15 protein-coding genes are annotated in these 14,954 nt (G+C 32.2%); 8 read left to right on the forward strand and 7 right to left on the reverse strand.

Annotation, left to right across the window (positions count from 1 at the left end; translation table 11 throughout):
• Positions 1-44: 44 nt before the first annotated feature.
• From OYT91_RS15705 to OYT91_RS15715, 3 genes are all read left to right on the forward strand, one after another.
• Positions 45-1,013 carry an electron transfer flavoprotein subunit alpha/FixB family protein gene (locus OYT91_RS15705; RefSeq protein ID WP_281238703.1) on the forward strand — a complete coding sequence of 323 codons (969 nt, stop codon included), beginning with the start codon at positions 45-47 and terminating at the stop codon, positions 1,011-1,013.
• 161 nt (positions 1,014-1,174) lie between these two features.
• On the forward strand, positions 1,175-1,798 hold the full coding sequence (locus tag OYT91_RS15710) for a bifunctional nuclease family protein (RefSeq protein WP_281238704.1): 624 nt from the start codon (positions 1,175-1,177) through the stop codon (positions 1,796-1,798).
• 93 nt (positions 1,799-1,891) lie between these two features.
• Positions 1,892-2,743, forward strand: coding sequence for a thymidylate synthase (locus tag OYT91_RS15715; protein ID WP_281238705.1), 852 nt, complete (start codon positions 1,892-1,894; stop codon positions 2,741-2,743).
• An 85-nt stretch (positions 2,744-2,828) separates the two neighbouring features.
• Here the strand turns inward: OYT91_RS15715 and OYT91_RS15720 are convergent, their stop codons facing one another.
• The 5 genes from OYT91_RS15720 to OYT91_RS15740 form a co-directional block, all read right to left on the reverse strand.
• Complete coding sequence (locus OYT91_RS15720; protein WP_281238706.1) at positions 2,829-3,758, reverse strand: carbohydrate kinase family protein; 930 nt, start codon at positions 3,756-3,758, stop codon at positions 2,829-2,831.
• Position 3,759: 1 nt separating this feature from the next.
• On the reverse strand, positions 3,760-4,935 hold the full coding sequence (locus OYT91_RS15725; RefSeq protein WP_281238707.1) for a glucosidase family protein: 1,176 nt from the start codon (positions 4,933-4,935) through the stop codon (positions 3,760-3,762).
• A 4-nt stretch (positions 4,936-4,939) separates the two neighbouring features.
• Entirely contained in the window at positions 4,940-6,316 is a 1,377-nt protein-coding gene (locus tag OYT91_RS15730) for an MFS transporter (protein ID WP_281238708.1), read from the reverse strand.
• Between the two features lie 3 nt (positions 6,317-6,319).
• On the reverse strand, positions 6,320-6,679 hold the full coding sequence (locus tag OYT91_RS15735; RefSeq protein ID WP_281238709.1) for a glutaredoxin family protein: 360 nt from the start codon (positions 6,677-6,679) through the stop codon (positions 6,320-6,322).
• A 112-nt stretch (positions 6,680-6,791) separates the two neighbouring features.
• Positions 6,792-9,419, reverse strand: coding sequence for a TonB-dependent receptor domain-containing protein (locus OYT91_RS15740; protein ID WP_281238710.1), 2,628 nt, complete (start codon positions 9,417-9,419; stop codon positions 6,792-6,794).
• Between the two features lie 157 nt (positions 9,420-9,576).
• Here OYT91_RS15740 and OYT91_RS15745 point away from each other — a divergent pair, with 157 nt between their 5' ends.
• Positions 9,577-10,605, forward strand: coding sequence for a LacI family DNA-binding transcriptional regulator (locus tag OYT91_RS15745; RefSeq protein ID WP_281238711.1), 1,029 nt, complete (start codon positions 9,577-9,579; stop codon positions 10,603-10,605).
• Between the two features lie 41 nt (positions 10,606-10,646).
• On the opposite strand, the gene OYT91_RS15750 is transcribed toward OYT91_RS15745, so the two are convergent.
• Positions 10,647-10,943: an isoamylase early set domain-containing protein gene (locus OYT91_RS15750; RefSeq protein WP_269223960.1), complete on the reverse strand. Its 297-nt coding sequence runs from the start codon at positions 10,941-10,943 to the stop codon at positions 10,647-10,649.
• 232 nt (positions 10,944-11,175) lie between these two features.
• Here OYT91_RS15750 and OYT91_RS15755 point away from each other — a divergent pair, with 232 nt between their 5' ends.
• The 4 genes from OYT91_RS15755 (at position 11,176) to porT (ending at position 14,203) form a co-directional block, all read left to right on the forward strand.
• A complete protein-coding gene (locus OYT91_RS15755; RefSeq protein WP_269223959.1) occupies positions 11,176-11,508 on the forward strand; it encodes a 2TM domain-containing protein in 333 nt (110 codons plus the stop codon).
• A gap of 10 nt (positions 11,509-11,518) precedes the next feature.
• Positions 11,519-12,001, forward strand: a complete 483-nt coding sequence (locus tag OYT91_RS15760; RefSeq protein ID WP_281238712.1) for a dihydrofolate reductase — start codon at positions 11,519-11,521, stop codon at positions 11,999-12,001.
• A 715-nt stretch (positions 12,002-12,716) separates the two neighbouring features.
• Positions 12,717-13,448, forward strand: a complete 732-nt coding sequence (ubiE, locus tag OYT91_RS15765) for a bifunctional demethylmenaquinone methyltransferase/2-methoxy-6-polyprenyl-1,4-benzoquinol methylase UbiE (RefSeq protein ID WP_281238713.1) — start codon at positions 12,717-12,719, stop codon at positions 13,446-13,448.
• A gap of 23 nt (positions 13,449-13,471) precedes the next feature.
• Positions 13,472-14,203, forward strand: a complete 732-nt coding sequence (porT, locus tag OYT91_RS15770) for a type IX secretion/gliding motility protein PorT/SprT (RefSeq protein ID WP_281238714.1) — start codon at positions 13,472-13,474, stop codon at positions 14,201-14,203.
• Positions 14,204-14,214: 11 nt separating this feature from the next.
• Here the strand turns inward: porT and OYT91_RS15775 are convergent, their stop codons facing one another.
• Positions 14,215-14,949, reverse strand: a complete 735-nt coding sequence (locus tag OYT91_RS15775) for a TrmH family RNA methyltransferase (protein WP_281238715.1) — start codon at positions 14,947-14,949, stop codon at positions 14,215-14,217.
• Between the last annotated feature and the right edge of the window lie 5 nt (positions 14,950-14,954).

Consider the following 14,954-nt stretch of genomic DNA (forward strand, 5'->3'; position numbering starts at 1 on the left):
CAAACTTTAAACTTTAAACCTTAAACTTTTAAACAAAAAAAAATATGTCAATATTAATATATGCAGAATCTGCAGAAGGAAAATTTAAAAAAGTAGCATTAGAACTTGCTTCTTATGCAAAAAAAGTAGCTGAATCATTAGGAACAACTGTTACAGCCGTTACGGTAAATGCTGGAGATGTTTCTGAATTGTCAAAATACGGGGTTGATAAAGTTTTAAAAGTAAACAATGATAAATTAGCAGGTTTTACCGCCAAAGCTTATGCTGATGTTATTAAGCAAGCAGCTCAAAAAGAAGAGGCTAAAGTAGTTTTACTTTCATCAACAACAGATAGTATTTACTTAGCTTCATTAGTAGCGGTGGCGTTAGAGGCTGGTTACGCATCAAATGTGGTTGGCTTGCCGGTAAGCACTTCCCCGTTTCAAGTTAAAAGAACGGCTTTTTCAAACAAAGCTTTCAATATAACAGAGATCAATACCGATGTAAAAGTATTGGCACTAGCCAAAAACTCTTATGGGATTTTCGAAAATACATCCTCATTAACAACAGAAGATTTTAATCCAACTATCGGAGATGCTGATTTTGGAGTTAAAGTGGTGTCTGTCGAAAAAGTTTCTGGAAAAGTCTCTATTGCAGATGCTGATATTGTAGTTTCTGCAGGGCGTGGCCTTAAAGGTCCAGAAAACTGGGGAATGATTGAAGAATTAGCATCTGTTCTTGGAGCCGCAACTGCTTGTTCTAAGCCAGTCTCTGATTTAGGTTGGAGAACTCATGGAGAACATGTTGGTCAAACAGGAAAACCAGTTGCTACTAATTTATATATTGCTGTTGGTATTTCTGGAGCAATTCAACACATTGCTGGGATCAACTCTTCAAAAGTAAAAGTGGTAATCAATAGTGATCCGGAAGCTCCTTTCTTTAAAGTAGCCGATTATGGAGTTGTTGGTGATGCTTTTGAAATAGTGCCTCAATTGATTCAAAAGTTCAAAGCTTTTAAAGAGCAACAATCTTAGGATTTAATTTCTCTCACAATAAGCTGCCTAAAAAACAAGATAATCGTATCTTTGCTTTAGGTAGCTTTTTTGTTCCATAAATTTTGATTAAAATTGCACTTTATTTAAAACAGAGAAAAAGACACAATTAATAAAGTACTCGTACTTTCCATAATACAAACATGAGCTTAGTTAAATTATCTATAAAAGGAATTTCATACAGTCAAACTCAAAATGGCGCCTATGCGTTGATATTAAATGAGGTTGATGGGGAAAGAAAATTGCCTATTGTTATTGGCGCATTTGAAGCCCAGTCTATTGCAATTGCTTTGGAAAAAGAAATTAAACCGCCTCGTCCTTTGACTCATGATTTATTTAAAAACTTTGCCGAAAGATTTGATATAGTCGTAAAACAAGTCATTATACACAAGTTAGTCGATGGCGTTTTTTATTCTAGTATTATTTGCGAAAGGGATAAAATTGAAGAAATAATTGATGCCAGAACTTCGGATGCTATTGCATTGGCAATTCGTTTTAATGCTCCAATTTTTACCTATAAAAATATATTGGACAAAGCAGGTATTTATTTAAAAGCCAATCCGCTTGAAACGGATTCCTTGAATGAATTAGACGAGATTTTGTCTAATCCAGAAACATTTGGCAGTACCGAAAGTAATGAATCTGGAAATACATATTCCAATCATAGTTTGCATGAATTAAATGAATTATTAGAGCAAGCTGTAGAGCAGGAAGATTACGAAAAAGCGGCAAAGATCCGTGATGAAATTTCAAAAAGAGAAGCGTAATTTTGATTTGTTTAATCGGTGATTTGTTTAATCGTTTGTCGTTTAATACAAATTGATGAATAAACGATTCAATATTTTAACGAATAAACACAAATGAAACAATACCTAGACTTAGTACAACATGTTATGTCCAACGGTTGTCAAAAAGGAGACCGAACAGGAACTGGAACAAAAAGTGTATTTGGATATCAAATGCGATTTGATTTGAGTGAAGGTTTTCCAATGGTTACAACAAAAAAATTACATCTTAAATCTATTATATATGAGTTGTTATGGTTCTTAAAGGGCGATACGAATATAAAATATCTTCAAGATAATGGTGTAAAAATATGGGATGCATGGGCAGATAGTAATGGTGATTTAGGACCTGTTTATGGACATCAATGGCGCAATTGGAATAGTGAGGAAATAGATCAAATTAGCGAACTTATTACCGAGTTAAAATCAAATCCAAACAGTCGAAGAATGCTTGTTTCGGCTTGGAATCCATCTGTATTACCAGATACTACCAAAACATTTGAAGAAAATGTAGCCAATACTAAAGCAGCTTTGCCTCCATGTCATGCTTTTTTTCAATTTTATGTTGCAGCACCTGATGAAACTAAAGGAGAAACTAAAGGAAAATTATCCTGCCAATTGTACCAACGAAGTGCGGATATTTTTTTAGGAGTTCCTTTTAATATTGCTTCTTATGCATTGTTAACCATGATGATAGCGCAAGTTTGTGATCTAGATGTTGGTGAATTTATTCATACTTTTGGTGATGCACACATTTACAATAATCATTTTGAACAACTCGAATTGCAACTTTCTCGCGAGCCAAAACCATTACCCAAAATGATTTTAAATCCTAACATAAAAAACATATTCGATTTTGATTTCGATGATTTTACCTTAGAAGGGTATGAACCACATGCGCTTATAAAAGGCAATGTGGCTGTTTAAATCTCGAATAATTTCAAAAGTTTGTTAATAGATTAATTTCTTTTGCAATTAAAATAGAATAAGTCCGCCATTAAGCGGACTTATTCTATTTTAATTCTTCTTTAAAATTGATATCATTTGGCAACTGCCCGATGTTCTGCAACTTTATACTGGCTAGTTTTTGTGCAATAGTAATTGTCTCTTCAAAATTTTTATGCAATAATTGTGCATATAAAAATCCCGTCCAAAAAGCATCTCCTGCACCCGTTGTATCTTTTATCTCTGGAATAACCATCGCTTTTTGACAGAACACTCCAAAAGTATTGTCTGAAAGTACAACACCATCTTTTCCTTTTGTTAAACAAATGGTAGAAGCACCTAATGCATGGAAATATTCAAAAATATACTCTTCTGTTTTTTCCTCGGCAAAAAGCCTGAAACAATCATCCAAACTTAATTTTACTAGGGGATCTGTAGACAAGTATTCTTTTAGAACAAACTTGGCTTCCTCTCGGTCTGGCCAAATTCTTTCTGAAAAATTGACATCAATACTGGTTTGCAAACCTAACGATTTTGCTTTTTTGGCACTTTCTAAAATAGTAGTACGAGCTGGATTTTTGCTTAAAGCAAAACAAGTGGTATGAAATATCTTTGCGCTTTCTAAAATTTCATCCTGAATTTGAAACTTTTCGATCTGACAATCGGCTTCTCTATAAGGAATAAAATCAGGTGTGCCAGTAGATTTTGATACAAAAATAATTGAAGTCGGCTCTGTTTCCGATATTCTGACTTGAGAAGTAATTACGTTGTTCGCTTTTAATTTTCGAATAATATATTCTCCCAAACCATCTTGCCCACAAGTAGCTACCAAAATGGATTTCAATCCTAATCTCGCTGCATTTACTGCTACATTTGTAGGCGAACCACCCAAAAAACGATGGTAATCTTTTGTCTTGTTTATCGAAGTATTTACTTCATGCCCTATAAAGTCAATGAGTACTTCGCCAACACTTATAATATCTATGGTCTTTTTCATTCTAAACGAAAAATTTAAAATTTGTATTAATACTTTGGTGTAAGATAATTGTAGCGGCTCCACTCCATGCGCAAAACGGAACACCATTTGGTAGTTTCGTTTCACTATTGAAGTTTTCATAAAAGCTATAATCATCAATTGCATTGGCTATATTTATGGCATTTAATAGCGTTAAGGCTTCCTTCTTTTTATCTTTCGAAAGTAATGCCAAGCCAAAGAATCCATTCACCATAGGCCAACTGCCCCCGTTATGAAACTCATTTGGATAATTCCTAAATTCATATTTACAATTATTTTTCAGCAAGTTCCAATCTAAATCATGTTCTTCAATTGGAGGCCAAAAAGCAGGTATTAATTGTAAAGGCCTTTCACTTGAAAGTTTTAAGGCGTGTTTTAGAATACTTTCTTGAAAATTTTGATCACCAATATTCAAATACAAAGCAAGGGAATTGGCAAAAGCATCAAATTGTTTTTTATAACCAGCAGGAGAAAAGGAACAAGGCATAAATTCTTGAATATTAGCTTCGTCATATGCTCTTTCATGGTATTTCTCTCCAACTGATTTTGGAGTGAAATTAATTTCAATTTGCTCTTTTATTTTTTCAATTTTAGAAGCAATCAAACTGTCTTTTGCAAAATAGTTATAACTTTTAAGTGCCCAAATACGGAGTAATTGATCGTATAAAACATAACCATCTGTTATGTATTCGTCTGCCCAATTTCCTGAAAGCGGCACATACAATAAATGTTTATTATTAAATTCCCATGCCTCAAGTAGGTATAAACATTTTTGGATGCTGACTTGGTATTTTTTAACAAAAGCATCGTCTTTTTTATAAAAAGCAAATTGACAAATTCCGATGATAAACCAAGTTACGGCATCAACTCTACCAGCTAATCCGCCATAACTAACTTCTATTTTGTCTCCTTTTGTCATTACATTTGAAGGAACAGTTCCGTTATGATGTTGATTATTACCTAATGTTTCCAATGTCTTTTGAAATGTTGCAATCAAATCATCGTCTCCCGAAGCCAAAGCTGCTAATCCGCAAATCACGCCATCACGAGCCCAAACCCTTTTGTAATTGGAGATGTTTTGGGCGCTCGCCAAAAAACCATTGGATGAAGATACTTTTCTAAGTAAATCAATTGCTTTTAAATAATGTAAATCATTCATTATGCTATACTTTATTTTGATGTTTTACTTTAATGAACAGCGTTAATAAGGCACCAATGATTAAGAATAATCCCGCTAAACGGATAACATTGATTGGATTTTTGCCTAATAAATCATATACAAAAAACTGCATAGTGACTATTTGTAGTGCCATTGGAATCACAATAAACATATTAAAAATTCCCATATATACGCCTCGTTTTTCTTTGGGAATTGAACCTGCCAATAATTGATATGGCATAGACATCATTGAAGCCCATGAAATTCCCAAACCAAATGAATATAAATAAATGGTACTAATTTGTATTGATGTTCCAAATGGGTTATAAATATGAAAAAGCACATCTGTATTATTTAAATATGGAATAGCGAGCAATCCCAAACCTCCCAATGTTAAGGCTATAAAATGCACTCCTTTTGCTCCAATTTTATACGCTAACGGCACTAAGGCAAATGCGACCATAAAACAAATAATATTATAAGTTCCATTTAAATTTCCAGTCAAAAGCTGTGCTTTAGAAAACCCATCGGAAGTTGAGTCTGATGTATGAAAAATAGAAATGGATAATGTAGAAGTGATGTATTCCCAATAGCAAAACATAGCATACCAAGTAAAAAACATCATGGGTATAAGTTGACGCATTGTTTGGGGCATTGTTTTGAAAGCTTTTGTTATATCATTGAAGGTTCTAAATACAACATTCCCTTTTTCCTTTTCCCTTTTCATCACTTCTAATTCTTGTTCTGTTGGAGGGTATTCTTTGGTGGTCAAAACAGAAATTAAAACGGATCCTATAGCAGCAACTGCTCCTATAAAAAAAGCCCAATAGGTATAAACGGGGATTCCGTTACTCATTTTGTCAGTAAAGGCAAACAAGCCTAAAGCAACTAAAATGGCAGGAGTGAAATTGGCCAATGTAATTCCTAAACCCGTAAAAAAACTTTGCATTAAAAAACCCAAGGAATGTTGTTCACTCACTAATTTGTCTGCAACAAAAGCACGATAAGGTTCCATGGCAATATTATTAGAAGCATCAAGAATCCAAAGTAAACTTGCAGCCATCCACAAAGAAGAAGAGAAGGGCATGGCTATCAAAGCGATACTAGAAATCACAGCTCCAATTAGAAAAAAAGGTTTTCTGCGTCCAAATTTTGGAGACCATGTTCCATCGCTTATTGCTCCAATAATAGGTTGAATAATTAATCCTGTTATTGGGCCAGCAAGCCATAACATTGGTAAACTTGCTTCGTCAGCACCCAAGTATTTATAAATGGCGCTCATATTACTTTGTTGTAATCCGAAACTAAATTGAATTCCAAAAAATCCAAAATTCATGTGCCATATTTGCCAAAAATTAAGTTTAGGTCTTTTGAAAGTCATAACTTATTGTATTAGTTTTTTTAGAAAATCATCAAAGTTGATGTTGTTTGAAAAAATTTCACCGTATTTATCAATAACTGGAATGCCAAGATTATTTGTACTGATATTTGCCCTTTTTAATTTAGTAAGCATTTCATTAAGAGCTTGTTTGTCGGTATCGATGTCACAAAAAATAAAATCAATATTTTTTTCGATTAAAATATTTTTTGCACTTATGCAGTAATGACAATCTGGACTGCCGTAAATTATAATAACTTTTTTTTGTTTTTCGACAATTTTTTCAGGTTTTGAAACAACTTGTGCATTCAAATTATATTGAAAAAGAGCGATAAAAAATAAAATCAAATACGAGATTTTTTTCATTTTATAAAATTTAAAATTTTTTGTTAGTACTCATTTTTTAGAAACAATTCCCATGCTTTAGAGGCACAGGAATTGTTAACTAACTAATTAACTAAACCAAATAATATTTATATTAAAATCTATAAGACAAAGCCACTGAAGTAGACCTTCCAGGCATTGGTCTTGCTCTTACGTAATTAACTGTATTTTCCGTAATAGCCCCTTCTTCAGTTTCTGTAATTGCTAAGGTGTCAAATAAGTTGTTTACGGAGAAATTTGCTGACAATCCCTTTGTAATTCCAATTTCTACAAATGCATTTGCAATTACAAAACCATTCATTATTAGTTCATTAGAATCTTGTGTATACGCTTTGGTTTGGCCAATAAAACTCAATCCAATCGTGTTTTTATCGCCTAAAAAGCTATAAGTTGGCATTAAATTATACATCAATTTTGGTTGTCTTCTTGGTTCATTTCCATTGTTATTACCAGATGTAATTTCAGCTTTAGTATACGTTAAAGCTCCTCGCAAATTAAAATTATCGCTCACATTATAAGAGGATTCTAATTCTAAACCATACGATTTATAATTGTTTTTTATGATACTATTTGAAGTGGCTTCATAACCGCCTTGCTCGTCAGTTTTAGAATGGAAAGCAGTTGCATAAACATACCCTTTAGTAAATTTTTGTTTATACCCTAATTCGGCTTGTGTCAAAAAGTCTAATGAATTTATTTTATTGCCATCTGTGTAATCCAATCCAGAGAATAAAATACGATCTGCTTTTGCAGAAGCACCTTTACTATATCTAGCAAAAAGAGATTGTTTTTCGGTTAGTAAAAAATTGGCTCCAATAGTATAAGAAACATAATCATAGTCATAATGAACAGCAGTTTCATTTGCAGTGTTTATAGCCGAAACACTTGTTTCGGGAACAGAAATGGAACCGTCATTATTGATGTCAAAAATGGTCTGTGCACTACCGGCAAAAGATCCAGAAACCTTTCCTAAGTCATAACGTAACCCACCTTCGAACGAAAGTTTGTCAGTAGCATCAATAGTTACATTTACATAAGGAGCAGAAACGTTGTATTGTGTGTCATAATTTCTGGTGCAACAATTACCCCAAGTAGGAACACCGTAAGCATACAGACCGTTTTCGGACAATAAATTACCAGTGGCATTTGTTACATTTATTAAACGTGGATTATTATCCGACACTTCCTGTAAATAAGAATTCCACAACCAAGACATAGAAATATTTTGTATCGATTTGAAGAAACCAGCAGTGATTCCCACTTTGTCAAATTTTTTCGTTATTTTTAAATCATTCATGAAGTTACTTAAATCATTTAATTTTGTGTCAAACATGTGTATTCTGGCCACTAATCCATTTGGATTGTCAAACGGAGTTCCGCTGTTTGCATAGGTTAGACTTGAACCTACTCCAAACGAATTGGCTATTGTAGAGGATGAACCAACTTCTGCAGGGAATGGAGAAATAAACCCGCCACTATTTGCAGAATAACGAATATTATCATCTAATTTCCAACCTTGTTCTAGATTAAAAGAAGCATTAGCTCCGATTGATTTCGATACAGGGTTCATTCCATCTGCAACATTTCCTCGTCTTAATTCTCCATCAGGGCCAAGTCCCACATTATGAGTCAAATATATAGATTGTAAAGCTCCTGTTGTAGCATCAAAACCATTTACATTTCCCCAATTTGGGTTAGAATTTGTTCCTGTAACTTGTACTGGCATAGGCATATAGGCAACCGCTTTATCGTTTAAAAATTTGGCATAAACAGTTATTTTTCCGTTTTCAAATTCTTTTGTGATATTAAATTTTACTTGGCCTCCATTATTTGATGTAAAACCTGTTTTTCTGACTCCTTCGCCTGCTCTATAAAAACCACCTACATGAAAATATAAGCCATCCCCAATTTTTGCTCCATAATCTAAATCCGTTCTAAAATTATCGTAATCTAAACCAAAACTTGTTCTAACCGTACCTCCTTCGGTTTGCCCAGTTTTACTGATAAAATTTATGATTCCACCAGGAGAATTGGAAGATAAGGTTGAAGCTGATCCACCTCGAATGGCTTCGATTCTGGCAACATTTCCGTCAAATCTTGTAAAAATGTCTGCTGTCGCAAAAGAGATATCGCCAAATAAAAGAACCGGAAGCCCATCTTCTTGAATTTGTAAATATTTTGATCCACCAGACGAAATTGGCACCCCACGTACTGAAATGTTTGAGTTTCCTTCTCCTCCAGATGATTCAGAACGAATTCCTGGGATTGATCTAAAAATTTCTGCAGTTGATCTTGGAGCCGATTGTTCAATTTGTTTTGTATTAAGTGATGTAATTGAAAGGCTGGATTTTATTTTAGTTTTTTGACCAACAACCCCTGTAACAATTATGTCATTTAATAGATTTGCATCTGGTGTTAATGAAATGTTTTGAATTGTATTTCCGTTTATGTTAACAGATGTTTGAGTTGTTTTATATCCTATGTAGGATGCAATTATAACTATATTTTCATTTTGAAGATTAGAAAATTCGTAACTTCCCTCATCATTGGTTGAAGTTCCCTTTGCTGTATTTTGAATGGTAATATTTGCTCCTGAAATTGGTTTGCCATTCGCATCAGAAACAACCCCTGTAAGAGTTGAATTTTGGGAAAAAGACAAGTTAAATAACAATAGTGCAAAAACCAATTGTCCCCTTTTTAATAAATAAATGATTTTTTTCATGGTTTAAAATTGTATGATTAATAAATTTAACGTTAATTTATTGTAAATGTACTTTTATCATGACTTTACAATACAACAATTTTATCGCAAACGTTTGCGAAAGTTACGCAAACGTTTGCGATTTGAGATTGAGAAAAATAATTCTAATATTTGCTAAATGAAAGAGACGACTCTAAAAGAAATTGCTGAAACATTAGGTATATCAATTACTACTGTTTCAAAAGCGTTAAAAAGCAAGCCAGATGTTAGTGAAAAAACCATAAAAAAAGTTCTTGCCTTAGCTGAAGAACTCAATTACATACCCAATAGTTTTGCGGTAAATCTTCGAACCAAGGAGTCAAAAACCATAGGATTAATTATTCCCGAAGTAGTTCATCATTTTTTTTCCAATGTTATTAACGGTATTATAGCCGAAGCTGAGAAAAATGGATATTTAGTTATTATACTTCAATCGAATGAGTCTTTAGAATTAGAAAAAAAACAGGTGGCGCTCTTACTAAACAAAAGAGTTGACGGGATTATAATGTCTCTTTCCAATGAGTCAAACAATGATTCTCACATCAAGGAAATACTTAGAAAAGAAATACCTTTTGTTCAGTTTGATAAAATTTCAAAATTAATTCCGAGTTCGAAGGTTATTATAAATGATCAGAAAGCGGCTATGGAAGCAGTTCAACACTTGATTGATAAAGGGTGCAAAAAAATAGCACATATTCGAGGACCAGAAAATCCTCAAAATGCTATTGATCGTTTTTTGGGTTATAAAAAAGCTTTAGAAAAAAACAACATTCCGTATGATTCAAAATTGGTCTATACTTGTCAAAATGTTACTTTTAAAGAAGGAGTTGATTTTGCCAAACAAATTCTCGAGGAACATACTGATGTAGATGGAATTTTTGCAATCACAGATTTGGTTGCAGTTGGTGTTTTGGCATATTTTAATGAAAAAAGAGTTCAGGTTCCCAATCAAATAGCCGTAATTGGTTTTAGCAATTGGTTTATGGCGCAAGTAATAACCCCCAAATTGAGTACAGTTGAACAACCTAGTTACGAAATGGGAGTTGCTGCCTTTACCTTATTACTCGAAGAAATGATTTCTAACAAAGATGGAGTTTCATTTTTACCGAGAACGATCGAGTTAGAAACAAGTGTTATCGAAAGAGACTCAAGTATGAAAAATAAATAATCACTTTTTCGGTTAGTATATAAAAAAAAAGTGTTTTGGGATTAAACCACCAAAACACTGTTTTCTGCACCTGCAAAATCATTCCATTTGAAAGAATCAGCTTCGGGCTCGTTTACAAACGCTCCATCAACTACATACTTAAATTCATAAGAAGCATCTTTATCCAACTCGAAAGTTGCTTTAAAAGTACCATTTTTTAATTTGCTTAAAGCTCCTTCTTCAATACTCCAGTTATTAAAATCTCCAATAACCGATGCTTGATTTGCCGTTTTTGCCTCTACACTAAATGTAACTTTACAAACGGGCTTGGTTTTTATAAATTGTTTTTTGATTGACATAACTATTTCATTTTTAAAGTTATATCAAAGTAAATAAAAATATTCGAAGTTTTTTTAAACAAGTGAATTTTTAGTGTAAATGCAAAAAGCAATCCCTTTTTTTAATTATAAAATGAAATGAAACCTTCTAAATTTTGAATATTTATTTAGAAAACGTTTTCTTAATAAATATTCAATAATCACAATAGTGTCATTAAAAAAATAATTTTATCTTTATAAGCAAAAATTAACCATGGAAAAAGAGTTACACGAGCAATATGAATATGCAAGAAACCGATTAAAACAAAAGAAAAGGCTGTATTATCATTTTGTTTTATTTACTTTGACAAGTTTATTTCTATTTACTGCAAATCGTTTTTTTGACATTGGTATTGATTCAAATTGGTGTATTTGGATAATTACTTTGTGGTTGTTTCTTTTTGTGTTGCATTTTATAAAAGTTTTTATCACAGATCGTTTTATGAATAAATATTGGGAGAGAGATCAGATAGATCGACTTGTTGCACTACAGCAAAAAAAGATAGCGCAATTGCAATCGAAAATTGAAGAGACTAATACTAAATAAATTCTGGAATATGATTATTATGATTGCTGCAGTAGCAGAAAACAATGCACTTGGAAAAAATAATGAGTTAGTTTGGCACCTTCCAAATGATTTTAAAAGATTTAAAGCCTTAACAACGGGACATCATATTATTATGGGAAGAAAAACATTTGAAAGTTTTCCTAAACCACTTCCTAATCGCACGCATATTGTAATAACTCGTCAAAAAGACTATAGCCCAGAGGGATGTATAGTAGTTGATAGTATTGAAAAAGCATTAGCTATTTGTCCAGAAAATGAAAATTCATTTATTATTGGTGGAGGTGAGATTTATACTTTAGGAATTTCCTTTGCGGATCAACTTGAGATCACGAAAGTGCATCATACTTTTGAAGCAGATGCTTTTTTTCCTAAGATCAATACTCTAGAATGGAAGGAAATTAAATCAGCGTTTAATCCAATAGATGATAAACATAAATTTGAATTTACATATCAGACATTCGTGAGGATTTAAATCACTTATTTTTTGTGTTTACATTTGAAAATTTATAAACAAAAACATCCCTTCTAGAAGGGATGTTTTTGTTAAAACGATTAGAGGAATGACCTATTCTTGTACTAAAATTTGATAACATAATATACAAATCACAAATATCAAAACTACTCCAGAAAAGAAGACAATCGTATTTGATAATTTTTGAGAGTACAACTCAAAAAAGCCTTTAGTACCAAATACCACAAAGGTACTAAAGGCAAAGAAAATTAAAATTTCCAAAAACAAATTTAATCCTAAGAACGTATTTTGCGCTTTAAACAGGATACTACCATTTACAATAGTACCTTCAAAAAAAAATACAAGAACAAACGAGATAAATAGCGCAAAAAATATCCATTTGATTTGGGTCATTACTTCCCTACTAATCATTCATAAAATATCTAAATTTTAAAGTACAAACATCAGTATTAAAATCAGTACTCACAATACCCACTTTTGGTGATATTTCATTTTTTTTTCATTTTATATAAAATCAATATTTTCCAGTAAACACAAGGGCTTGAGCTAGATGATGCCGCTTTTTTATAAATTTTAGATTTTTTGACTTAGCTAAAAACAAATAAATCACCTCTTATATTGATAAATTTTGCGTTTTATCTAAAATTAATTTATCAATTTAAAAAACACATTTATTCTTCCTTAAGATTATGTTATATTTGTACAAATTATAAAAATGCCAAAGCAAATCACACCTTATAAAAATTCGACACTTACTAAAAAAGAGCAAGTAGCAACAATGTTTGACAATATATCCGGAAATTATGACAATCTAAACCGTGTTATATCATTTGGAATAGATGTTAAATGGAGAAAAAAAGTGTTACAATTGGTTGCGCAAAATAATCCAAAAACTATTCTTGATATTGCTACAGGGACTGGAGACCTTGCAATTTTGATGACAAAAACCAAAGCTGAAAAAATAATTGGTTTAGATATTTCTGCAGGAATGCTTGAAATTGGAGTAAAAAAAATTGCAGATAAAAATCTATCCAATAAAATTGAAATGGTTTTGGGTGATTCTGAAAGTATGCCTTTCGAAGATAATTTTTTTGATGCTATAACAGTCGCTTTTGGGGTTCGAAATTTTGAGCATTTAGAAACAGGCCTATTAGAAATCTTAAGAGTTTTAAAACCTGGTGGAATTTTTGTTATCCTAGAAACATCTGTTCCAGACAAAACGCCCTATAAGCAAGGATATAATTTTTACAGTAAAAATATTTTACCGATTATTGGAAAATTGTTTTCAAAAGATGATGTTGCTTATGGTTATTTGTCAGAATCAGCAGCTTCTTTTCCATATGGAGAAGCATTAAACAATATTTTGAGAAAAACTGGGTTTATTGATGTAGTAGCTTTGCCTCAAACTTTTGGAGTGGCCACAATTTACACTGCCTCTAAAAAATAATACCGAAAACCTTCAGCGTAGATATGAAAAAATTAATTGTCCTATTTCTATTAAGCATCGTCATAAAAGGAAGTGCACAAAACTCGGACGGAATTTTCAGTAAGAATCCAATTATAAACCTAGAAAATTACCAAATGAAAAGAGTCTATTTTGGTTTTTTTTTAGGATTTAACTCGTATGATTTTAAAATAGATTATAAAGTAATGGAAACCGATCCAAGGTATTCATCTGATATACAAACGGACAAATCGGGAGGTTTCAATGTAGGACTGGTAACCAATTTAAGATTGCACGAATATATAGACTTGCGTTTTGAACCCGGTCTTTACGTTGCTTTTAGAACGTTGCATTACCCACCTAGTATTGGCTTTAATAATTCAAGTGACGCAATTAGAGAAATAAATAGTACTTATATTAATTTTCCGTTATTATTGAAGTTTTCCGCTCTTCGTACTGGAAATGTTCGTCCTTATTTATTAGGAGGTGTGTCAGCTAATTTAAATTTATCAAGTAATGCCAAATCGTTGGATGACAATCTTGAAGAACGTTTTAGAGTAAAATCTTGGACCACCAACTATGAAGTGGGTTTTGGAATTGATATTTTTTCAGAGTATTTTATATTTTCTCCTTCTATTAGAGGGCAATTTGGAATTTCGGATGAATTAATCAGAGATAAAGATCCTAATAGTCCTTGGACAGGAAATATTGATGCTATGAAATCTAGAGGGATATTAATAAATTTTACATTTCATTAGAAAGATATTTTTTATTTTAAATTTTGCCGTCTAAATTCACTTAAGATTATCGAAGTTGCGGTAGCTACGTTTAAACTTTCGGTCATTTGAATGTCTCCAAATCGCGGGATAGTAATTTTATTAGTTGTTAATTTTTCTATAATTTCAGAAATTCCATTCGCTTCATTTCCCATGACAATAATGCCTTCTTGAGGCAGCTCAGTTTTGTATATATTTTTTCCTTCCATAAAAGTTCCAAATATAGGTAAAGTTGACTTTGATAAAAATGCTTCTAAATCAACATAATTAACTTTTACTCTTGCAATTGATCCCATTGTAGCCTGAACCACTTTTTGATTATAAATATCTACAGTTTCTTTAGAACAAATGATTTGTTGTATGCCAAACCAGTCACACAATCTCAATATGGTTCCCAAATTCCCAGGATCTCTTATGTCATCAAGAGCTAAAATTAGCCCAGATTCATCAATTTTACTTTCTAAAGGAATTTTGAATACTGCCAAACAGGTATTAGGTGTAGATAAAGCACTGATTTTATGTAACTCATTTTCTGAAATAAAGCTTCTTTTGTGGGAAGGTATTTCATTGAAATCTTCTTTAGTAGTATAAAGATGTTCTAATTCAAAATTTGATTTAACTAATTCTTGAATTACTTTTATACCCTCAGCAAAAAACAAATGATTAATAAAACGATGTTTTTTTTGTTGTAAACTGGATATAAGCTTTATTTGGTTTTTACTAAGCATAAAAA

It is taken from the genome of Flavobacterium praedii (assembly GCF_026810365.1).
Classification (GTDB): domain Bacteria; phylum Bacteroidota; class Bacteroidia; order Flavobacteriales; family Flavobacteriaceae; genus Flavobacterium; species Flavobacterium praedii.